Annotated in this window: 24 protein-coding genes; 17 read left to right on the top strand and 7 right to left on the bottom strand. The window is 67.2% G+C overall.

Features of this window, described 5'->3' with window-relative positions:
- Positions 1-63: 63 nt before the first annotated feature.
- Positions 64-756 (top strand): hypothetical protein, encoded by a 693-nt coding sequence (locus tag ACR9FL_RS15835; RefSeq protein ID WP_436356310.1) that lies wholly within the window; start codon positions 64-66, stop codon positions 754-756.
- On the opposite strand, the gene ACR9FL_RS15830 is transcribed toward ACR9FL_RS15835, so the two are convergent.
- A complete protein-coding gene (locus ACR9FL_RS15830) occupies positions 753-1,277 on the bottom strand; it encodes an SRPBCC family protein (protein WP_436356309.1) in 525 nt (174 codons plus the stop codon). The genes ACR9FL_RS15835 and ACR9FL_RS15830 overlap by 4 nt on opposite strands.
- A 110-nt stretch (positions 1,278-1,387) precedes the next feature.
- Between ACR9FL_RS15830 and ACR9FL_RS15825 the strand changes: the two genes are divergently transcribed.
- On the top strand, positions 1,388-2,833 hold the full coding sequence (locus tag ACR9FL_RS15825) for an AMP nucleosidase (protein WP_436356308.1): 1,446 nt from the start codon (positions 1,388-1,390) through the stop codon (positions 2,831-2,833).
- Between the two features lie 118 nt (positions 2,834-2,951).
- On the opposite strand, the gene ACR9FL_RS15820 is transcribed toward ACR9FL_RS15825, so the two are convergent.
- Positions 2,952-3,698 (bottom strand): SAM-dependent methyltransferase, encoded by a 747-nt coding sequence (locus ACR9FL_RS15820; protein WP_436356307.1) that lies wholly within the window; start codon positions 3,696-3,698, stop codon positions 2,952-2,954.
- A gap of 101 nt (positions 3,699-3,799) precedes the next feature.
- Between ACR9FL_RS15820 and ACR9FL_RS15815 the strand changes: the two genes are divergently transcribed.
- Genes ACR9FL_RS15815 through ACR9FL_RS15800 form a run of 4 tightly spaced genes read left to right on the top strand, consistent with a single transcriptional unit; the run spans position 3,800 to position 6,869 of the window.
- Positions 3,800-4,426, top strand: a complete 627-nt coding sequence (locus ACR9FL_RS15815) for a hypothetical protein (protein ID WP_436356306.1) — start codon at positions 3,800-3,802, stop codon at positions 4,424-4,426.
- Positions 4,426-4,740, top strand: coding sequence for a winged helix-turn-helix domain-containing protein (locus ACR9FL_RS15810; RefSeq protein ID WP_436356305.1), 315 nt, complete (start codon positions 4,426-4,428; stop codon positions 4,738-4,740). Before ACR9FL_RS15815 ends, ACR9FL_RS15810 begins: the two co-directional genes overlap by 1 nt.
- 33 nt (positions 4,741-4,773) lie before the next feature.
- The gene (locus ACR9FL_RS15805) at positions 4,774-5,550 is read left to right on the top strand and encodes a tyrosine-protein phosphatase (RefSeq protein ID WP_436356304.1); all 777 of its coding nucleotides are present in this window, start codon (positions 4,774-4,776) and stop codon (positions 5,548-5,550) included.
- Positions 5,547-6,869 (top strand): anthranilate synthase component I family protein, encoded by a 1,323-nt coding sequence (locus ACR9FL_RS15800; protein WP_436356303.1) that lies wholly within the window; start codon positions 5,547-5,549, stop codon positions 6,867-6,869. The genes ACR9FL_RS15805 and ACR9FL_RS15800 overlap by 4 nt, the downstream gene beginning before the upstream one ends.
- Here the strand turns inward: ACR9FL_RS15800 and ACR9FL_RS15795 are convergent.
- The 3 genes from ACR9FL_RS15795 to ACR9FL_RS15785 all read right to left on the bottom strand — a co-directional run bounded on the left by ACR9FL_RS15795 (position 6,866) and on the right by ACR9FL_RS15785 (position 8,369).
- Positions 6,866-7,420: a TadE/TadG family type IV pilus assembly protein gene (locus ACR9FL_RS15795; protein ID WP_436356302.1), complete on the bottom strand. Its 555-nt coding sequence runs from the start codon at positions 7,418-7,420 to the stop codon at positions 6,866-6,868. The two genes, ACR9FL_RS15800 and ACR9FL_RS15795, sit on opposite strands and share 4 nt — an antisense overlap.
- Entirely contained in the window at positions 7,417-7,875 is a 459-nt protein-coding gene (locus tag ACR9FL_RS15790) for a pilus assembly protein (RefSeq protein ID WP_233190237.1), read from the bottom strand. The genes ACR9FL_RS15795 and ACR9FL_RS15790 overlap by 4 nt, the downstream gene beginning before the upstream one ends.
- 92 nt (positions 7,876-7,967) lie before the next feature.
- Positions 7,968-8,369, bottom strand: a complete 402-nt coding sequence (locus ACR9FL_RS15785) for a pilus assembly protein N-terminal domain-containing protein (protein ID WP_436356301.1) — start codon at positions 8,367-8,369, stop codon at positions 7,968-7,970.
- Between the two features lie 284 nt (positions 8,370-8,653).
- Here ACR9FL_RS15785 and ACR9FL_RS15780 point away from each other — a divergent pair, with 284 nt between their 5' ends.
- From ACR9FL_RS15780 to ACR9FL_RS15735, 10 genes are all read left to right on the top strand, one after another.
- Entirely contained in the window at positions 8,654-8,851 is a 198-nt protein-coding gene (locus ACR9FL_RS15780) for a Flp family type IVb pilin (RefSeq protein ID WP_436356300.1), read from the top strand.
- A 71-nt stretch (positions 8,852-8,922) separates the two neighbouring features.
- Positions 8,923-9,117 (top strand): Flp family type IVb pilin, encoded by a 195-nt coding sequence (locus tag ACR9FL_RS15775; protein WP_436356299.1) that lies wholly within the window; start codon positions 8,923-8,925, stop codon positions 9,115-9,117.
- 55 nt (positions 9,118-9,172) lie between these two features.
- Complete coding sequence (locus ACR9FL_RS15770; protein WP_436356298.1) at positions 9,173-9,685, top strand: A24 family peptidase; 513 nt, start codon at positions 9,173-9,175, stop codon at positions 9,683-9,685.
- Positions 9,686-9,791: 106 nt separating this feature from the next.
- Positions 9,792-10,748 carry a Flp pilus assembly protein CpaB gene (cpaB, locus tag ACR9FL_RS15765; protein WP_436356297.1) on the top strand — a complete coding sequence of 319 codons (957 nt, stop codon included), beginning with the start codon at positions 9,792-9,794 and terminating at the stop codon, positions 10,746-10,748.
- An 11-nt stretch (positions 10,749-10,759) separates the two neighbouring features.
- Positions 10,760-12,274 (top strand): type II and III secretion system protein family protein, encoded by a 1,515-nt coding sequence (locus ACR9FL_RS15760; protein WP_436356296.1) that lies wholly within the window; start codon positions 10,760-10,762, stop codon positions 12,272-12,274.
- Between the two features lie 5 nt (positions 12,275-12,279).
- A complete protein-coding gene (locus ACR9FL_RS15755) occupies positions 12,280-12,966 on the top strand; it encodes a CpaD family pilus assembly protein (protein WP_436356295.1) in 687 nt (228 codons plus the stop codon).
- Between the two features lie 5 nt (positions 12,967-12,971).
- Positions 12,972-14,537: an AAA family ATPase gene (locus ACR9FL_RS15750; protein ID WP_436356294.1), complete on the top strand. Its 1,566-nt coding sequence runs from the start codon at positions 12,972-12,974 to the stop codon at positions 14,535-14,537.
- Between the two features lie 4 nt (positions 14,538-14,541).
- Positions 14,542-16,113: a CpaF family protein gene (locus ACR9FL_RS15745; RefSeq protein ID WP_296173625.1), complete on the top strand. Its 1,572-nt coding sequence runs from the start codon at positions 14,542-14,544 to the stop codon at positions 16,111-16,113.
- A 6-nt stretch (positions 16,114-16,119) separates the two neighbouring features.
- Positions 16,120-17,094 carry a type II secretion system F family protein gene (locus ACR9FL_RS15740; RefSeq protein ID WP_436356293.1) on the top strand — a complete coding sequence of 325 codons (975 nt, stop codon included), beginning with the start codon at positions 16,120-16,122 and terminating at the stop codon, positions 17,092-17,094.
- 10 nt (positions 17,095-17,104) lie between these two features.
- Complete coding sequence (locus ACR9FL_RS15735; protein WP_296173620.1) at positions 17,105-18,109, top strand: type II secretion system F family protein; 1,005 nt, start codon at positions 17,105-17,107, stop codon at positions 18,107-18,109.
- Here the strand turns inward: ACR9FL_RS15735 and ACR9FL_RS15730 are convergent, their stop codons facing one another.
- Complete coding sequence (locus ACR9FL_RS15730; protein WP_296173617.1) at positions 18,110-18,541, bottom strand: SRPBCC domain-containing protein; 432 nt, start codon at positions 18,539-18,541, stop codon at positions 18,110-18,112.
- A 28-nt stretch (positions 18,542-18,569) separates the two neighbouring features.
- Complete coding sequence (locus tag ACR9FL_RS15725) at positions 18,570-18,944, bottom strand: hypothetical protein (protein WP_296173615.1); 375 nt, start codon at positions 18,942-18,944, stop codon at positions 18,570-18,572.
- An 82-nt stretch (positions 18,945-19,026) separates the two neighbouring features.
- Here ACR9FL_RS15725 and ACR9FL_RS15720 point away from each other — a divergent pair, with 82 nt between their 5' ends.
- The gene (locus tag ACR9FL_RS15720; protein ID WP_436356292.1) at positions 19,027-20,346 is read left to right on the top strand and encodes an amidohydrolase; all 1,320 of its coding nucleotides are present in this window, start codon (positions 19,027-19,029) and stop codon (positions 20,344-20,346) included.
- Positions 20,347-20,400: the final 54 nt, after the last annotated feature.

The raw sequence follows: 20,400 nt of genomic DNA, 5'->3' as shown, positions 1-20,400 counted from the left end.
GCGGGGCGGTTGAGCCGGACGCGCTGAGTGGCGATAAGAGACTTCCTCAGTCGCCGGAGCGCCATGACCCGTCGAGGCCTGTTCCTCTCCCTGATCGGCGGCCTTGCGGCCGCGCCGCTCGGCGACGCTTGGGCGGCGAGGCGAGACCGGCCGGGGCTGCGCTATGGTCCTGATCCGCGTCAGACGGTTGAGATGCATGTCCCGCGCGGCGCGGCGGGCCTGCCGGTCCTGGTGGTGTTCGACGACCGGCGAGGCGAGGGGCGTCGGATCGCCCGTCAGATAGCGCGGCGCGGCTTTGTCGTCGCCCTGGCGGATCTGCGGATGGTGCGCGGCTCGGGCGCGGCGATGGTCGCGGACGCCGCCGTCGCCACGGCCTGGGTCGCGGATCGGGCGCCAGAATACGGCGGCGATGCCGCACGGCTGGGCGTCCTGGGCTTGGGGAGAAGCGCGGACGCCGCCCTGATGATCGCCTTGGACCGGCGCTACATGGCCGCTATGGGGCGGCCCGATCTGATCCGGGCGGCGGGGGCGCTGGAGCGGCCGCCAGAGACGAGGCGCGACCTGACGGCGACGCGCCCTGAGGCCTATGTCCGGGCCGGCGCCGCGCCGCTCTGGCTGGGCGGCCGGGATCAGGCCGCGACCATGCTGGCGGCCCGGATCGAGGCGGTCGGCGGATGGGTCCAGAGCCTTGTCCTCTCGGACGAGGCGGGTCTGGTCGCGGACGCGGCGGTCTTCTTTGGTCGGGAGCTGGCCTAATCGGGGATCTCGGCGCGGGTCTTGAGGCTGGCGATCTGCGCTGACAGGACGCCGTCGACGGGCGCCGCCCAGGCTTCCAGCCCGCCCGGCGTATAGCCGCCGACGATGTAGGACCAGGTCAGGGTCGTGCCTGCGCCCTCGGGCCTCAGTGTGAAGGTCAGACCGCCGCTCGCGCCCTGACCCTGCAGCGGGCCGAGGCCGCCGCGCAGCACCAGCTTCAAGTCTGGCTCGACCAGGGCCGTCTCCAGGTGGCGCGAGACGCGACCGTCTGCCGCCCGTTCGCACCAGCAGCCGCCGGGCGCGAGATCCAGGGACAGGGTCGAGTCCTTGAACCAGCGGTGGTCGTGACTCCACCAGGCGTCGGGCGCGGTCAACACGGTCCAGACGCGGGCGGGCGAGGCGTCGATGTTCACGGTTCCGCCGACCTCGAAGCCGCCGGGCGCGGCGGACTTCACCTCGGCCAGGGCGGGCGCGGCGGTCAGGGCCAGCAGGGCGGCGGCGAAAATCGAGCGTCTGGACATGGGCGATCCTCCTGGGCGCAGCGGAACCCTGTCCGAGGCCGCTGGTCAACAGTCGTGTCCTTGTGTTTCCCCCGTCTCGCCATGGTCACGGTTTTCCGCTAGAGGAAGTCATGACAGACAAGATGACCCCCCAGGCGGCGCTGGACCGCCTCGAAACCCTCTACAATCAATCCGTCGCCAATCTGCGAGCCGCAGTGAAGCGCTTCCTCGAGACCGGCGAACGCGCCGACGTCGAGGCGCGGGCCGCCGGCCTGTTCGCCTATCCGCGACTGACCGTCAGCTGGTTCGGCGACCGTCCGCAGGACCTGGAGACGCGAGCTTTCGCCCGCCTGTCGCGCACGGGCGTCTATACGACCACCGTCACCCGCCCCGACCTGTACCGCGACTATCTGCTGGAACAGTTGACCCTGCTGGCCGACGAATATGGCGCGACTATTTCGGTCGAGCCGTCGGATCAGGAAATCCCCTTCCCCTATGTGCTGGACGGTTCCGGCGTGGCGCTGGACAGCACCATGACGGCGGCTATCGCGCGTTGGTTCCCGACCACGGATCTAGCTCATATCGGCGACGAGATCTCCGACGGCCTGTTCGCGCCGGGCGAGGACTTCCCCCTGGCCCAGTTCGACGGCCTGCGCACCGACTTCTCGCTGGCCCGCCTGCGCCACTACACCGGCACCCCGGTCGAGGACGTCCAGTCCTATGTCCTGTTCACCAACTATCATCGCTACGTTGATGAGTTCGTGCGCTGGGCCTGCGCCCAGCTGGCCGATCCGAACAGCGTCTATCAGACCCTGTCGTGCGCCGGCGGCGTCGTCATCGACCGCGAGACGCCTGACCCGGAACGCGCCATCATGGATGCGGCCTGGCGCCGGCATCAGATGCCCGCCTACCACCTGACCCGCGCCGACGGTCAGGGCATCACCCTGGTCAACATCGGGGTCGGGCCGTCCAACGCCAAGACCATCTGCGACCACCTGGCCGTCACCCGTCCGCACGCCTGGATGATGATCGGCCACTGCGGCGGCCTGCGCGCCAGCCAGACCATCGGCGACTACGTCCTGGCCCACGCCTATCTGCGCGACGATCACGTCCTGGACGCGGTCCTGCCCGCCGACATCCCGATCCCGTCGATCGCCGAGGTCCAGCGCGCCCTCTATGATGCGACCAAGCTGGTGTCCGGCGCGCCGGGCGAAGAGGTCAAGAAGCGGCTGCGCACCGGCACTGTGGTCACCACCGACGACCGCAATTGGGAGCTGCGCTATTCCAAGTCGGCTCTGCGCTTCAACCAGAGCCGCGCCGTCGCCATCGACATGGAATCGGCCACTATCGCGGCCCAGGGCTACCGCTTCCGCGTGCCCTACGGGACCCTGCTGTGCGTCTCGGACAAGCCGCTGCATGGCGAGATCAAGCTGCCGGGTCAGGCCAACCGCTTCTACGAAGGCTCGATCTCGGAACACCTGCAGATCGGCATCCAGGCCGTCGACCTGCTGCGGGCCGAGGGCAGCAAGCTGCATTCGCGCAAGCTGCGCGCCTTCGACGAGCCGCCATTCCGGTAAGAAGGGCCTATCGCGCTTCGCGCTACTTGAGGCCCGTTGAGGGCGCTGCTTGAGCGCAAGGTGATGACGAAATGAGAGGGCGCTCGGGATCACCCGGGCGCCCTTTTCGTTGGGCGCTTCAGCCCTTCCTGAACAGGTAGAGGCCGAAGCCGAGGTAGGGGGCGCCGAAGTCCAGCATCATCTTGATGCGGTGGGCGGTGGCCGCGACGCTGGGCGCGTCGGCGTGGTCGGGATGGGCATCCAGCCAGTCGGCGATGGCCGCCTCCATCGTCGTACGATAGGTGGCCCATTCGGCCTTGTTGCTGATCTCGGCCGAGACGACGCTCAGCCGCGCCGCGCGGGCCGCCGCCTGCCATTCCTCGTGACTGACGTAATAGCCGCCGGTTTCGACCAGTTGGCGCAAGGGTGCGGGCGGCTCTTCCTTCCAGAACAGGTCGCCCCACAGGAGGGCGCCGCCGGGCGTCAGATGCGCGGCCAGGGCGGCGAAGACCTCGGCGGGTTCGCGCAATCCCTTGCCCGCCGGTTCGGTCGAGCCGATGGCCACGATCAGGTCGAAGGCGGGCAGGGCCGCCAGCGCCGCCGCCGAAGTCTCGCGCCGCACCGAAATCTGGTCTGACAGGCCCGCCGTCTGGACGCGCGCCGCAGCCCCCTCGGCCATGACCGGGTCCAGTTCGACCGCCGTCACCTGTGAGCCGAAGGTTCGCGCCAGATGGATCGACACTTCGCCATAGGCGCAGCCGATGTCCATCACGGGCGCGCCCGGTTTCAGCCCGGCGCGCGCCGCCGTGGCCTCCAGCCGGCCCATCGACAGGGCGTTGCAGACGGCCAGGGGCTGATAGGCGATATGATGGAAGGCGACGCGCATGACCAAGGCCTAGAATGCGTCGCGCGTCCCGTCTCAGAAAAAGAACTTTACAACATAAAGTTCTTGGCGCACTGTCCGATCAACAGGCAGGGAGAGACGCCATGACCCGCGACCAAGTGCAGTCCGTCCACGACGACATCGCCTATATGAAGGCCCTGGCCCAAGAGGGGCGGCAGGCCCCGTTGTTGGGCGGTTCGATCCTGATTTCCGCCGGTGTGATTTTCGGCCTCGCATCGATTGTCGCCTATGGCATCGATAGCGGCATCCTTGATGTGCCGCCCGTCGCCTATGCGATCTTGTGGGGCGGCGCCATGCTGGCCTTCTTTGCGGTCCTGATCTGGCAGATTCGCAAAACCGATAGAAAACCGGGCGCGCAGTCGGCGGCCAATCGCGCTTCGGGCGCCGGCTGGATGGGCGTCGGCCTCGGAATTTTCGTCATGTCGCTGTCGATGGCGGTGATCGGCTGGAAGACCCATAGCACGATCCCGTCCCTGATCTTCCCCTCGCTGATCTTCGCCCTCTACGGCTCGGGCTGGGCGGTGTCGGCGACGATGAGCGACCAGAAGTGGCAGTGGAAGCTGGCCATCGCCTGCTGGATCGCCGCGCCCCTGATCGCCTTCCTGACCGGCAGTCCGCTGATGTGGCTGGGCTATGCGGCGGGGTTGTTCCTGTTCGCGCTCGTTCCCGGCGTCCTGCTGGTGCGCCAGGAACCCTCGGAGGTGATCTGATGGCCTCAGACACGGTTGAAGACTTCGATATCGGCCGCATCGACGAGGTCATCCACGGCCGGGTGCGCCTGGGGATCATGGCCTATCTATCGGGGGTCGGGACGGCGGATTTCAACGAGCTGAAGACCCGATTGCAGGCCACGGACGGCAATCTGTCGGTGCACCTGAGAAAGCTGGAGGAGGCGGGCTTCGTCGAGGTCTCCAAGAGCTTTCAGGGCCGCAAGCCCCTGACGCGGGCGACGATGACGGACGCCGGGCGCGACGCCTTTGTCGCCTATCTGGACGCCATGTCCGGTCTGGTCGGCGCCCGGTAGCCTTGATCGGTGAATAGTCTAAGGAAGGCGGTCATGAGCGACCGCCTTCTGCCGTTTCAGGCCCTCGACAACTTTCGCGACTATGGCGACTACGCCGTCGGCGAAGGCCGGATCGCGCGCGGACGTCTGTATCGGTCCGCCCATCAGGCCAAGGCCACCGAGACCGATCTGGCGCAGCTGGCGACGCTGAACCTCGCCACCGTGGTCGATCTGCGCCGCCCCAGCGAACGTCGCACTCAGCCGTCGCGCCGGCCTGTCGGCTGGATCGGTCAGGTGATCGAGAGCGATCACGACGACGGCGGCGAGGCCCCGCACATCACCTTCCTGAAGACCGCCGACCTGACCGAGGATTCCGGTCGCGCCTTCATGACCGAGACCTATCGTCGGCTGCCGTTCGAGCCGGCGCACATCGATCTGTTCAGCCGCTATTTCCGCGCCCTGGCCGACAGCGACGGCCCGGTGCTGATCCACTGTGCGGCAGGCAAGGACCGCACCGGCCTTCTGGCGGCCCTGACCCACAGCCTTCTGGGCGTGTCGCGCGATGACGTGATCGCTGACTATCTGCTGACCAATGTCGCCGTCGATCTGGAGGGCCGCGCCGAAGGCATCGCGAAGAAGCTGACCGAGATGACGGGGCGTCCGGCTTCGCACGGCGCGGTGGTCGCCTTCCTCGGCGTCGAGGCGGACTATCTGGACGGCGCCTTCGGCGAGATCGCGACGCGACACGGCTCAGTCGCGGCCTATCTCAAGCAGGCGCTGGGCGTGGATGCGGCGCTGGGCCAACGCATCCGGGCGCGGCTGACGAAATGAGCCTGCCGGTCATTCACATCGCCCGGCTGGATTGGGTCGAGCCTCTGGCCGTCGCCGCCGGGCTGAACCGCCGCGACGGGGCGCTGGCCCTTCTGGCCGGTGCCGGCGATCCCACGGCCCACGGCGGGCGCTGGTCCTTTGTCGCCTGCGAGCCGGATCGGGTCTTCGTCGGGGCGGTAGATGACGCGGCGCCCTTCGACGCCTTGCGCGACCCGGCTTTCGCCGCCGGCGGCGTGGTCGGTTTGATGAGCTATGACGCCGGCGCGCGACCGGCGACGGGACGCCGGGCCGAGGTCTGGCCCGACCTGATGCTGGCCCGCTATCCGGCCCTGCTGGCCTTCGACCACGCGGCGAGCAAGGTCTTCGCCGTGGGGCGGGGCGCGGATGCGGTCGAAGCGGAAGGGCAGGCCCGACGCGCAGCGGGCTGGTTGGCCGAGGCGGCTGAACCGCCCATCCCGTCCGCGCCCGCCGGCGCTTTTGACGGTGAGGCGACGCCCGAAGCCTATGAGGCGGCGGTGGCCGACGTCGTGGACCGCATCGCGGCGGGCGAGCTGTTCCAGGCCAATATCGCCCGCGCCTGGAGCGGGCGGCTGAGCGGCGGGCGCGATCCGTTCGAGGTCTTCGTGCGGTTGGCGGCGGAGCGCGGCGCGGCCTATGGCGCCTTCTGGCGGCTGGGGGAGCGGGCGCTGGTGTCCAACTCGCCGGAGCTGTTTCTGACCTTTGACGCGGCCTCGGGCCGCATCGAGACCCGGCCGATCAAGGGCACACGGCCGCGTGACGCCGATCCCGTGCGCGACGCGGAATTGGCTGTTGACCTGGTCGCCAGCGCCAAGGATCGGGCCGAAAACCTGATGATTGTCGACCTGATGCGTAATGACCTGGCGCGGGCGGCGGTCCCCGGCTCGGTGCGGGTCGAGCGCTTGTTCGAGGTCGAGAGTCACCCCACCGTGCACCATCTGGTCTCGACGGTGACGGCCAGGGCGCGGCCCGGCGTCCGTACGGCCGAGGTGCTGGAGGCGACCTTCCCGCCGGGCTCGATCACCGGGGCGCCCAAGCACCAGGCCATGAAGGTGATCTCTGGCCATGAGCCGCCGCGCGGCCCCTGGTGTGGTTCGCTGTTCGGCCTGGGGCTGGCGGGCGGCCATAGCCTGACGGCCTCAGTACTGATCCGCACGGCGTCGTTTGAGCGTGGCGAGGGGGGCTGGTCCTGGCGCGCCCTTGCGGGCGCCGGCATCGTCGCCGACAGCAATCCTCACGCCGAGCGCGAGGAGACCGAGGCCAAGATCCGGGCGCTGAAGGAGGCGCTGACCGGGGTCTAGCAGTTGGAGCAGGTGACTTTTTCGACCGTTCGCGGCCGCAGGTAATAGCTGCGGGTGAACTTGATCGGCTTCTTGATCACCTGACCGAAGGCCGAATTATATTCGAACTCGGTCTCTCCCAGGATCAGGCTCTGTTCGCTTTCGATCAGTCCCGGCGGAAGATCGCTGATGATCTCCGCTTTCGCGCGAGGATCTAGCGCCTTGTCGTTGGCCTGGCTCCAGTCCACGCGCGCCACACCCTTGTCGTCCATGGTGACGCTGGAGACGCGGATCGACAGCTTGTCGGCGGAAAAGGGGCGCATGATCATGTCGCCGATGGCGAACACCGCGGCCACATCCTGGGTCGATGTCTGCTCCGATTGAGCCATCAGGTCCGCCACCGTGGAGGCGGTGTGGCCGGCGCGGCGCTGGGCCATGTAGGCTTGGCAGAACTCGGCCATGCCAAAGTAGATCAGCATCACAACCGGCGCGATCAGGGCGAACTCGATGGCCGAGACGCCGCGTCGATCTCGCCAGAAGCGGATCAGGGGCGCGAACAGGCGCGACCTCATTGATAGGGCTCGTTGCGGAAGGCCATGGAGGTGGTCAACATCACCTTGTGGTCCTTGGTGTGCGACACAGCCTGGGCGATGAAGGGGGTGATGATCGGCTGCTCGTACCAGACGCGCACCAGAACGCGGTCGCCTGGGTTGCCGGGCGAATATTCAAGCACGGAAGGATCGAAGACTCCGGACTTCAGCGGGTCGTCCGCAATGGGGTCGCTATAGTTTTCGACCACGCGCACATCAATGAAGGCGCGCTTCGGGCAGTCGCCGGCGAAGACGCTCATCTGGTTGCACAGTTTTTGCTTCAGTGCGGCGGGCGTCAGCGCCCCCTGTTGCGCCTGACCGGTGCGCACCAGACGGCCCATGTCGGATACCGCCGTCTCGACCACGGCGTCGACCAGAAGCAGCAGTCCGATCTCCAAAATGCCGAACAGCAGGATGAAGAAGGGCAGGGCGATCATGCCGAACTCGACGGCCGCCGAGCCGTCCCGCGCGCGCCGCCGCCTGGGCGACGACCAATCTGAAAGGCGGAGGAGCGGCCGGGCCATGGAGATCAGGAGGCCGGAACGGCCCGCACGCTGGGCGAGCAGCTGGAGCCGCAGGCCATTTCCGTCGCCTGGCCGCCGCGCCAGACGCGGACCGAGCCGTTCGAACCGGCGCTGACCACGACCTGGCTCTGGAACAGGGGGCGCCCCAGGGCGTCGACGGCGATGACCTCGGTCACGCCATAGCCCTTTCCGGTGATGAACAGGGTGTTGGCGTCCACCACGGTGACATCGGCGATGCGAGGATTGGCGACGATGACCGAGCCCGCCGGACCCCTCAGTTGAACCCGCGTGGCGTGGTCGATCTCGACATTCAGCGGGCGTGACTGGGCCTGCGCCGAGGCGGCGAGGCCGAATGCGAGCAGGGCGGCGGTCAGGCCGAGCCTGAGTGTCTTGAAGGTCCGGGGCATGGGCGGCGGCTCCGAGGGAATGAACGAGCGCGCGCGTGCGCTAGGCGTGAAACCTGACGTTGAAAGATCAAGAATTCCTGAAGGCGAGGGTGAAGCCCGCTGTATCTGATGTTTCTATAGTAAACGCAAAAGTAACCATCAATAATTTGAAGCGATCGCGGTCATTTTACTCGCCCTTAATGATCGGCGTCGCATTGTCGCCATGCAAACGGGGGTCAAGCGGGCAAAACCGGTGACCCTGGTAATGGAACTGTTGCTCGCTTAGACAAAGAAGGAAGATATTCATGCGTAACTTCATCAAGAACTTCGCCAACGACGAATCCGGCGCTACCGCCATTGAGTATGGCCTGATCGCTGCTCTGATGGCCGTCGCCATCATCGCCTGCCTGACCGCCTTTGGTCCGCAGATGAAGGCCGCCTTTGATGGGATTGGAAAGAGCATGGACGGCGCGGATAAAACTGACATCACCGTCGGCGGCTAATCACTAAGAATGCGGAGGGCCGGAGCATTGTGTGCTCCGGCCCTTTTCACATGAAACTGAGGAGCGCGGCGATGTTGGGAGGCTTCACGAAGCGGAGTTTCAACAAGGACGAAGACGGCGCTACTTCAATTGAATACAGCTTGATCGCGGCCCTGATGGCGATTGCAGTGATAGTGGTTCTGGTCGCGCTTGGACCCAGTCTGAAAGCTGGTTTTGTTAAGGTAGGCGGGGACATGTCGTCGCCTAAGAATATCACCGAAGGCTAATCGCTGTCCGCCCACAGCAACCTCGATTTAACGGTCGCGGCGCTAGGATCATCGCATGGACATGCTGATCTTGCTCTCCCTGGCCTTCCTGCCGGCCCTGATGATCGTCGGTGGTCTGAACGACCTAACGACGATGAAGATTCCCAACTGGGTGTCCCTGGCCCTGATGGCCGCCTTTGTGCCGGCGGCGCTGCTGGCCGGCCTGTCCTGGACGACCTTCGCCCTGCATTTCGCTGTTGGACTGGCGGTGCTGATCGTCGGTATGGGCCTGTTCGCCCTGCGCTGGATCGGCGGAGGCGATGCCAAGCTGATGGCCGCCGCCGCCCTGTGGCTGGGGGTGGCGGGGCTTCTGCCCTTCGTCCTGTTCGTAGGTCTGGCGGGCGGCGCCTTCTGTCTGGTGCTCTTGTCCGCGCGGACCTGGCTGCAGGTCTACGCCCTGAACGCCCCAGGCTGGGTGGCGCGGCTGCTGCAACCCAAGGGCGACATTCCCTATGGCGTCGCCATCGCCATCGGCGCCGTCCTGGCCTTTCCTTCCAGCGCCGTGGTTCAGGCCTTTACCGGCGGCTGACGACGTTCGGCGGGCTTAGGGACGCGTTAACCGACAAGCCTCACTATCGTTAACGGCAAGGGGCGAAGAACCGAATCCACGTCGCCGCGCCTGCCGGAGACCGTCGATGAAGCCCGCCAAGATCGCTGTCATCTGTATCGCCGCTGTCGCGGCCATCGGCCTGGCCCTGGTCGTGCGCGCCATGGGTTCGCCCTCGGGCGAACCGACTGCGACCGCCGTGGCCGCCGTCGAGACCCGTCCCATGGCCAAGGTCTTGGTCGCCGCCAAGGATCTGGAGCCCGGCCGCCGCCTGACCGACGCCGACCTGACCTGGAAGGACTGGCCCGCGGACGAGGTCAATCCCGTCTTCATCACCGACGGCAGCGTGCCGGTTCCCGCCGCGCCCGCCAAGGAAGGCGAAGGCAAGGCGGCTGACGCCAAGGTCGACACCGTCAAGAAGGCCGAGGACGCCGCCGCCCGCGTGGTCCGCGCCGCAGAGAATATGAACTCGGGGGGCGCCAAGGCCGACTACATCGGCTCGGTCGTCCGTGAGCCCATTCTGGCCGGCGAACCGATTGTCGCCCGCAAGGTCGTCCGCGCCGGCGACAGCGGCTATATGGCCGCCTATCTGGAGCCCGGGATGCGGGCCATGGCCATTCGCGTCACCGTCGAGACCGCCGCCGGCGGCTTCATCCTGCCGGGCGATCGGGCCGACGTGCTGCTGACCCGTGAGGTCAAGCTGCCCAACACCGGGCAGTCCGGCGGTGAAACCACCAAGTTCGTCGCCGCCACCGTGATGCAGAACGTCAAGGTTCTGGCCATCGACCAGGCCACGCGCGCCGCCGAGGACGCTCAGGCGGTCGTCGGCGCCACCGCCACCCTGGAGGTGAGCGGCCGCGACGCCGAGGCCCTGGCCCTGGCCAAGTCCGAAGGCGAACTGTCGCTGGTGCTGCGTTCCTACGCCGACACGTCTGGGCCGTCCGGTCAGGTTCCCGGCGCAGCGCGTCGCGGAGACGCGGCCGCCGCCGGCCGCGTCGTGCATGTCTATCGCGAAGGCCAGGCCGAAGCGGTCGCCGTTCCATGAGGAAACCGGGCATGAATCGTTTGATCGTGGCGGCCTGCGCCGCTCTGATCGCTCTCGGCGGGGCCACGTCCGCGTCGCAGGCCCAGACCCGCGCCGCCGTCTCGACCGGCTCCGGGCCGCAGATGGTCAACCTGCCGCGCGGCACCTCGTTCGCGGTCGACCTGCCGGCCGACGCGCGCGACGTGATCGTGTCCAATCCGCAGGTGGCCGAGGCCATGCTGCATTCCCCGCGCCGCATCACGGTGATCGGCATGGCGGCAGGTGAAACCGACGCGGTCTTCCTGGATGCGACGGGCCGCACCATCCTGGCGCTGCGGGTGCGTGTGGACGCCGGAACCAGCGCGCTTCAGGACACGCTGAGCCGCGTCGCGCCGGGCGCCGACATCCGCGCCGAGGCGGTCAATGACAGCATCATCCTGACCGGAACGGCCGCCAGTCCGGGCGAGGCCCAGCGCGCCGCCCAGGTGGCCCGCGCCTTCGTCTCCGCGCCGGAAAAGCTGGTCAACATGATCAGCGTCGCCGGTTCGGATCAGGTGACTCTGAAGGTTCGCGTGGTCGAGGTGCAGCGCTCGGCGCTCAAACAGCTCGGCGTCTCGACCGACATCCTGCGCAACAACGGCATCCATTCCTACGGCTTTGGCCGAGCTTCCAGCTACGGCGTGAACGGGGTGCAGGGCGGGGGCGGCAGCCTGTGCTACGGGCAGAACGGCGCGCGGACGAACAATCTGTCCAACAGCACGACCACGACCACGCAGGACACGGTGGTGACCGGCCCCGGCTCGTCGGTGACCAACGCCATCACCGACGTCGCGACCGCCGCCTGGAAGACGGTGACGGGCACGAATGCGAACGCCTGTCTGGAGGCCTTTGAACGGGTCGGCCTGCTGCGGACCTTGGCCGAACCGAACCTGACCTCGACCAATGGCGAGGCCGCCAACTTCCTGGCCGGCGGCGAGTTTCCCATTCCGACCGGGCGGGACCGTGAAGGTCAGATCTCGGTTGAATACAAGCCCTATGGCGTCGGTCTGGCCTTCCGGCCAGTCGTGCTCAGCGAGGGTCGCATCAGCCTGCAGGTCAAGGTCGAGGTGTCCGAACTGACGCCCAGCGGCGGCCTGACCATCGGCGCCGGAACGGCCTCCTCCATCACCCTGCCGGGCCTGTCGGTTCGTCGCAGCGAGAACACCATCGAAATCCCCTCGGGCGGCTCGATGATGATCGCCGGCCTGCTGCAGGAAACCACACGCCAGTCGGTGGATTCCCTGCCGGGCATGACCAACCTGCCGGTGCTGGGCCAGTTGTTCCGCTCGCGCGATTATCTGATGGGCGAGACCGAACTGGTCGTGATCGTCGAGCCCTATATCGTCAGCCCGACCTCGCCGGGGCGGATGCAGACGCCCGCTGACGGCCTGCGCATCGCCCAGGACGCCCAGGCCATCTTCTTCGGCCAACTGAACCAAGCCTATGGCTCGCCCGCCCCCTCCGCTCAGGCAGGATGGCAGGGGCCGGTCGGCTATGTGATCGAGTGAGCGCGATGATCGCCAAATCCTTCCTCACCCTGTCCTCGACCCTGGTCCTCGGCGGCCTGCTGCTGGCCGGTTGCGCGGGTGGCCCCGCCAGCCTCGGCGGCGAGCCCCCTTTGACGCCCCTTTCGCGCTACAGCCTTCAGGTCGAGCCGGGCATGGATCGCATCGCCCTGGCCGTGCATGAAAATGGACTGTCCGCCAACCAGCAGGCGGCGCTGGCTGGTCTGGTGCAGCGCTTCGCTATCGAAGGCGCGCCGATCCTGGTGGTCGAGGCGCCGGCCGGCGGCGACCCGGTCGCCAACCAGGCGGCATGGAACGTCAAGGCGGGCCTGGTGGCCGCCGGCGCGCCGGACCATCTGATCCGTGTGGTCGGTTACAACGGCCCTGATCCGCGCGCGCCGATCCTGGCCGGTTTCGAAACTGTTCGCGCCGTCGTGCCGCAGTGCGGAACCCGGTGGGGCAGCCTGACCCGCACGGGCGACAATCAGTCGGCCTCGAACTTCGGCTGCGCCGTCAACGCCAACTTGGCGGCCCAGATCGCCAATCCGCGCGACATCGTCACGCCGCGCGCCATGACCCCGCCGGACGCCCAGCGACGGGCTGTGGTGTTCGACCGTTACGGCAAGGGCGAGACGACCTCGTCGGCTCGCGAAGCCCTGATCGCCGGGACGCGTATTTCCGACGCGGTGGATTGATGGACATGAGCAAGCCTTTCGCCACACAGGATTTCGACGCTCTGGACACGTTCGACATGGACGACGAGTTCATCGATCCCGCTGCGTCCTCGCGCCCGCCCCTGCCATTCGCCCCCATGCCGGGAACAGCGGCTGTGACGGAGGCCGTGATCGGCGAGGCCTACAACCCGGTGGGGAAGCTGGTCGCTGAAACCGAGACAGCGGTCGCCGCCGCCGTGGCGTCGGCCTCCTTGCCGACCGCGTCACCGGTCGCCCCGGACGAGGTCCTTTCAGTCGGGCTGACCTCTTACGAGCCTGCGGGCCTGCCTGTGATGTCGAGCGGCGCGGTCGAGGTGTCGATCCCGCGCATCGCAGTACATGTCTTTGCTGAACGTCAGGACACCCTGGCGTCTGCCGAACGGGCCGGTCAGGATCGGCGCATGGCGCGGGCCACGACCCAGATCCGCATCGGCGGGGTCGCCGCAGCCATCGAGGCCTATCAGTCCGAACCGACGCCGCCCCTGATCGTCGTCGAGAGCATGAAGGACGCCCAGACCCTGTTGGCCGAGATCGACCAACTGGCCGAGGTCTGTGATGCGGGGACCAAGGTGGTCATCATCGGGGCCGCCAACGACATCCTGTTGTTCCGCGAGCTGATGCGGCGCGGCGTCAGCGAGTATCTGGTCGCGCCGGTTCAGCCCCTGCAGTTGATCTCGGCCATTGGCGGCCTGTTCGCCGACCCGGCCCAGCCCTTCGTTGGTCGCTCCATCGCCTTCGTCGGCGCGCGCGGCGGGGCCGGAGCCTCGGCAGTGGCCCACAACACCGCCTACGCGATGAGCGAGCGGATCGGCGTCAACACCGTCATCGTCGACTATGATCTGCCGTTCGGCACCGCCGGTCTGGATTTCAACCAGGATCCCCTGGGCGGCGTGGCTGACGCCCTGAACCAGCCGGATCGCCTGGACGCGACCCTGCTGGACCGGATGATGGTCCGCTGCACCGACAAGCTGAGCCTGTTCGCCGCACCCGCGACCCTGGACGCCGACTGGGACATCCAGCCGGACGCCTTCGAGGAGGTGACCAGCCGCATTCGCTCGACGGCGCCCTTCGTGGTTCTGGACCTGCCGCACCTGTGGTCGGGCTGGATGCGCAAGACGCTGATCTCGGCCGACGAGGTGGTGATCGTCGCGACGCCGGATCTGGCCAGCCTTCGCAACGCCAAGAACATGATCGACCTGATCAAGCAGGGCCGTCCCAATGACGCCCCGCCGCGTCTGGTGCTGAACCAGGTCGGGGTGCCGGGCCGTCCCGAGATCCCGGCCAAGGACTTCGGCGCCGCCCTGGGCATCCACCCCAGTCTGATCATTCCCTTTGACGCCAAGGTGTTCGGATCGGCCGCCAACAATGGTCAGATGATCGTGGACGCGGGCGCCAAGACCAAGGCGGCGGAAGCCTTCGAGACCCTGGCCCAGATTGTGTCGCGTCGCGAGCTGCCGACCGCCCTCATGAAGGGCAAGCCGGCGGCGCCGACGGGTGCGCCGGCCAAGAAGGGGGGCTCGATCCTGGCCTCCCTGTTCAGCAAGAAGCGCTGAGGTCATGTTCGGCAAGCGCACAGCTCAACCCGGCGTCGCGGTCGCTCCGCGACCCGCTCCGGCGCCGGCCCCGGCGGTCGAGACGCGTGTGCTTGAACCCGTCGACGCCTTCTCCCTTGAGGAGTTGGAAGGGACGGCCGCTCCGATCTCAGAGAGCGTGGACCGGCTGGACGCCCTGGCCGCTCGCCCCCGGCCCGAGGCCGCCGCGCCGACGCCCGGCGGGCCGGTCAAGGGACCGCGCGCCACGGCGGGTCTCGAACAGCTGAAGAAGGCCCAGGCGGTCGCCGAGATCGTCCGTGAGCAGTCCGACTATTATCACGCGACGAAGACGACCATCTTCAACGCCTTGATGAACACCATCGACCTGTCCCAGCTGGCTCAGCTGGATCAGAAGGCGGCGTCCGAGGAAATTCGCGACATCGTCGCCGAACTGGTGGCGATCAAGAACGTCTCCATGTCGGTAGCTGAACAGGAGCACCTGGTTCAGGACATCGTCAACGACGTCCTCGGCTATGGCCCGCTGGAGCCGCTGCTGGGCCGCGACGACATCGCCGACATCATGGTCAACGGCGCCGGACGCGTCTTCATCGAAGTCGCGGGCAAGGTGCAGCTGACCAATGTCCGCTTCCGCGACAACACCCAGCTGATGAACATCTGCCAGCGGATCGTGTCTCAGGTCGGCCGCCGCGTCGATGAGAGCAGCCCCATCTGCGACGCCCGTCTGCCCGACGGTTCGCGCGTCAACGTCATCGCCCCGCCGCTGGCTATCGACGGTCCGACGCTGACCATTCGTAAGTTCAAGAAAGACAAGCTGACGATGAAGAACCTGGTGGAGTACGCCTCCATCAGTCCCGAAGGCGCGCGCGTCCTGGGCGTCATCGGCGCGGCGCGATGCAACCTGGTCATCTCGGGCGGTACGGGCTCGGGCAAGACGACCCTGCTGAACACCCTGACGGCCTTCATCGACCCGACCGAGCGCGTCATCACCTGCGAAGACGCCGCCGAGCTGCAACTGCAGCAGCCGCACGTGGTGCGTCTGGAAACCCGCCCGCCGAACCTGGAAGGCCAGGGCCAGATCACCATGCGTGACCTGGTCAAGAACTGTCTGCGGATGCGCCCCGAACGCATCATCGTCGGCGAGGTCCGGGGGCCTGAGGCCTTTGACCTGTTGCAGGCGATGAACACCGGCCACGACGGCTCGATGGGCACGCTGCACGCCAACTCCCCGCGCGAGGCCATCAGCCGGATGGAGTCGATGATCACCATGGGCGGCTATGGTCTGCCGTCCAAGACCATCCGCGAGATGATCGTCGGCTCGATCGACGTCATCATCCAGGCCGCGCGTCTGCGCGACGGCTCGCGCCGCATCACCCACATCACCGAGGTCGTGGGTCTGGAAGGCGACGTCATCGTGACCCAGGACCTGTTCGTCTATGAGATCACCGGCGAGGACGCCCACGGCAAGATCACCGGCCGTCACCGTTCGACCGGCATCGCCCGTCCCCGCTTCTGGGACCGCGCCCGCTACTACGGCCTCGAGCGCGAGCTGGCCGAAGCCCTGGACGCGGCGGAGTAGGGCCTGATGCTTCCCATTCTCGCGGCCTTCCTGGCCTTCATCATGATCGGCGGCGTGGGCTGGGTTCTGGTCAGCGGCGACGACGGTTCGAGCCAGGCGGTGAAACGCGCCAAGACCATCGGCGCAGCGCGGGCCGATACGGCCAGCAAGCGCGCCGCGCCGGCCAATACGCCTGAGACGCGGCGCAAGCAGATCCTGCAGCAACTGCAGGAGGTCGACCGCCGCGACCGCAAGGCCCGCATGACCATGAGCGCCAAGCTCAAGCAGGCCAATCTGTCGATGAGTCTGCGGACCTTCATCATCATCAGCGTGGTCCTGGGTCTGATCAGCACGCTCGTCGCCTTCGTCGTCGGCCTGAATCCGGTCCTGGCTCTGGGCATAGGCGTGGCCATGGGTCTGGGCCTGCCGCGCTGGGTCGTGAGCATGAAGGGCAAGAAGCGGATGAAGAACTTCTCGCTGGCCTTCCCCGACGCCGTCGACATCCTGGTGCGCGGCATCAAGACGGGTCTGCCGGTCCACGACTGCTTCAAGATCATCGCCCGCGAAAGCCCCGAGCCGCTCGGCCCCGAGTTCCAGCGATTGGTCGAAGGTCTGGGGGTCGGCCTGACCCTGTCCCAGGCCCTGGACAAGATGTTCGAGCGGATGCCCGTTCCCGAACTCAAATTCTTCGCCATTGTCATCGCCATCCAGCAGAAGAGCGGCGGCAACCTTGCCGAGGCCCTGGGCAACCTGACCGCCGTCCTGCGCGCTCGGCGGATGATGAGCGAGAAGATCAAGGCCATGTCGTCCGAAGCCATCGCCTCGGCCGGCATCATCGGCTCCCTGCCGCCGGTGGTCATGATCCTCGTGATGATCGCCGCCCCCGCCTACATGCTGCTGCTGTTCACGGACATCCGGGGTCAGGTCATGCTTCTGGGGTGCGCGGTCTGGATGGCCTGCGGCATCTTCACGATGAAGCGCATGATCTCGTTCAAGTTCTGAGGAGGGTGCCATGAACGGCTTCATGCATTTCATCACCGATCCGCAGAACCTGCTGAGCATCGGCGTGGGCGTGGCTGTCTTCGCCAGCGTCCTGACCCTGCTCAACTCCTTCATGGGCGGCGAGCGGCTGGACAAGCGGATGAAGGCCGTCGCCGAACGTCGCGACGAACTGAAGCGCCGTTCGCGCCAGGCGATGAAGGGCGGCGGCGTCGGATCGACGACGGCTACCCTGCGTCACTCGGACGAAGGCTTCAAGAAGCGCGTCGTCGACCGCTTGAACCTGATCAAGCTGCTGGAAGACCCCAAGGTCGTCGAGAACATGGCCCAGGCCGGGTTCCGCGGGCCCAAGCCCCTGACCACCTTCTACTTCTTCCGCTTCGCCACGCCCTTCCTCTTCATGGTGCTGACGGCGCTCTATCTGTTCCTGGTCAATGATCTGGGCATGAACCTGACGCTGAAGCTGTGCGCCCTGGTGTTCGCGGCGGCGGCGGGCTTCTATGCGCCCAACGTCTATCTTTCGAACCGGATTGCTTCACGTCGCCAGTCGATCGTGGCGGCCTTTCCCGACTCGCTGGATCTGCTGCTGATCTGCGTTGAATCGGGCATGTCGATCGAGGCGGCGATCCAGAAGGTCAGCCAGGAGGTCGGCAGTCAGTCGATCGAACTGGCCGAGGAACTCAGCCTGCTGTCGGCCGAGCTGTCCTATCTGCCCGAGCGCCGCATGGCCTACGAGGGCATGGCCAAGCGCACCAATCACCCCGGCATCAAGTCGGTGGCCACGGCCATGACCCAGGCCGAGACCTATGGCACGCCCTTGGGCTCCGCCCTGCGGATCATGGCCAAGGAGAACCGCGACCTGCGTCTGTCGGCGGCCGAGAAGAAGGCGGCGGCGCTGCCGGCCAAGCTGACCGTGCCGATGATCATCTTCTTCCTGCCGGTGCTGTTCGTGGTCATCCTGGGCCCGGCCATCATCAACATCATGGACATGATGAAGGGCGGCGCGGGCATGGGCTGATCAGCCCTCGGACGCGCGCCTCAGGGCCTCGGCGATGTCTTCATAGGCGCTGCGAATGGCCTTGCGGTGCTTGTCGTGGAACAGCTCGCCGCGCAGACCCGAGAAGATGACGCCGTTGGAGACGATGCAGTTGCCCCGCTCCAGCTCCTCGATCTCGTAGTAGCGGATGGCGTTGAACATGAAGCCGCGCTTTTCGGCCCAGACCAACTGCGAATAGGGCTGCCAGTCGCCGAGGCGAGCCTGGACCTGGCGTTCAGCCATGCCGGGCAGGGCCTCGGTCAGGCTGATGCCCGCGCCAAAGGCCAGGGCGCCCGTCACCCCGGTCTCATAGGGGTTCCAAGTGTGCCAGTTCTCGAGATCCGACAGGATCTCCCAGATGCGGTCCGACGGCGCATGCACGCCGATACGCTTCTCGATACGGGTCGTGTCCATGATCTGCCTCTGACACGGCTTTTCGACTTTAGGAAGTCGTCTCGATCGGCGCCGTGCTCGGCAAGGGCGGCTTGAGGCGCCGGCCATCGTCCAGACCCAGGCGCGCCTTGACCTCGAACAGGTCGGCCCCGGCGGGCACGATCAGCAGTTCCTCGGGGCGGCGGGCGTTGACCGCCACCACGGCGTTCTTGGGGCAGACGTCGAAGCAGTCGGCGCCGACCACGGCCAGGTCGGCCTTGCGGCCCTTGCCCGCGTGCAGATAGCGTCGCAGGGCCTTCTTCAAGGTCTTGTCGCCATCGGGTCCGAAGCCGCCGTCCAGCTTCTTGGAGCATTTGCGGCATACCAGAACCACCTCGTTCCAGCGGGTCTTGGACACCTTGAAGGGCTTGGGCGTCTTGCTCATGCGGTTGAAGATCGGTGTTCGCGACGGCTTGCACAAGCGGCGTTCGCTCGCGCAACATGAACTTCACAAAGGGGAGCCCGCCATGACCATTCGCCGTCGCCTGATCGTCGCCGCCGCCGCTGCCGCGGTCCTGTCGGGGGCGGGCGCCGCCGTCGCCCAGGTCCCTTCGGCCCGCGTCCAGACCGCCGTGGACCGGGTCATGCCCGAGGTCGTGGCCTGGCGTCGCGACCTGCATCAGCACCCCGAACTGGGCTTCGCCGAGACGCGCACGGCGGGCGTGGTGGCCGATCATCTGCGCGCCCTGGGGCTGGAGGTCCGCACCGGGGTCGGCAAGACCGGGGTGGTCGGCGTCCTGCGCGGCGCACGTCCCGGCCGCACGGTGGCGCTGAGGGCCGACATGGACGCCCTGCCGGTCAAGGAGGCGACGGGGCTGGCCTTCGCCTCGACCGCGACCGGGACCTATATGGGCGAGACGGTGCCGGTGGCCCACGCCTGCGGCCACGACGCCCACGTCGCCATGCTGATGGGCGCCGCCGAGGTCCTGGCGGGGATGAAGGATCAGATCAGCGGAACCGTCGTCTTCATCTTCCAGCCGGCGGAGGAGGGGGCGCCGCCGGGCGAGCGCCTGGGCGGCGCCGCCCTGATGATAGAGGAAGGTGCGCTGAAGGACCCGGCGCCCGAGGCCATCTTCGGCCTGCACGTCGTGCCCGGCGTTCCCGGAACCATCTTCTATCGGCCGCAGGGCTTTATGGCGGCCTCGGACCGGGTCGACATCGTCCTGCATGGCAAGCAGACGCACGGGGCCTGGCCGTGGAAGGGGGTCGACGTGATCGCCGCCGCCGCCAATGTCGTCCAGACGGTTAACACCCTGACAGCGCGCACCATCGATCCGACGACGACGCCGACCGTCTTCACCATCGCCACGATGGAGGCGGGCGTGCGCTACAACATCATCCCTGACGAGGCGCGCCTCAGCGGCACCCTGCGCACCTTTGACGTGGCCCAGCGCGATGCTCTGGTCGCTCGCGCCGAGGCGGCCATCGACAACGTGGCCGCGGCCTATGGCGCCACCGCCGACTTCGCCGTGAAGCAGAACGCGGCCCTGGTCTTCAACGACGAGGCCCTGTCCGCCTGGCTGGCGCCGGTGCTGGAAGAGGCGGCGGGGTCGGGCAAGGTCAACCCGGTCACGCCCCCGACGACGGTGGCCGAGGACTTCAGCTATTTCCAGCGCGCGGTTCCCGGCGTCTTCTATCACCTGGGCGGCAGTCCGGACGGCGTCGATCCGGCGACCGCGGCCCCCAATCACTCGCCGCAGTTCGACGTGAACGAGAAGGTCCTGCCGTTGGGCGTGAAGGCTCACGTCTTCAGCGCCCTGCGCTTCCTGGAACGGCCTGAAAACTGATTGTTTCTGTTTATCAAGGGGTAAGCATGCGGGCGCATCCTCGCCATTCCTGAC

The organism is Brevundimonas sp. CEF1, assembly GCF_051353055.1.
In the GTDB taxonomy this organism is placed as follows: domain Bacteria; phylum Pseudomonadota; class Alphaproteobacteria; order Caulobacterales; family Caulobacteraceae; genus Brevundimonas.
The sequence above is the reverse complement of the archived record's forward strand: the minus strand, read 5'-3'. Positions and strand labels throughout refer to the sequence as shown.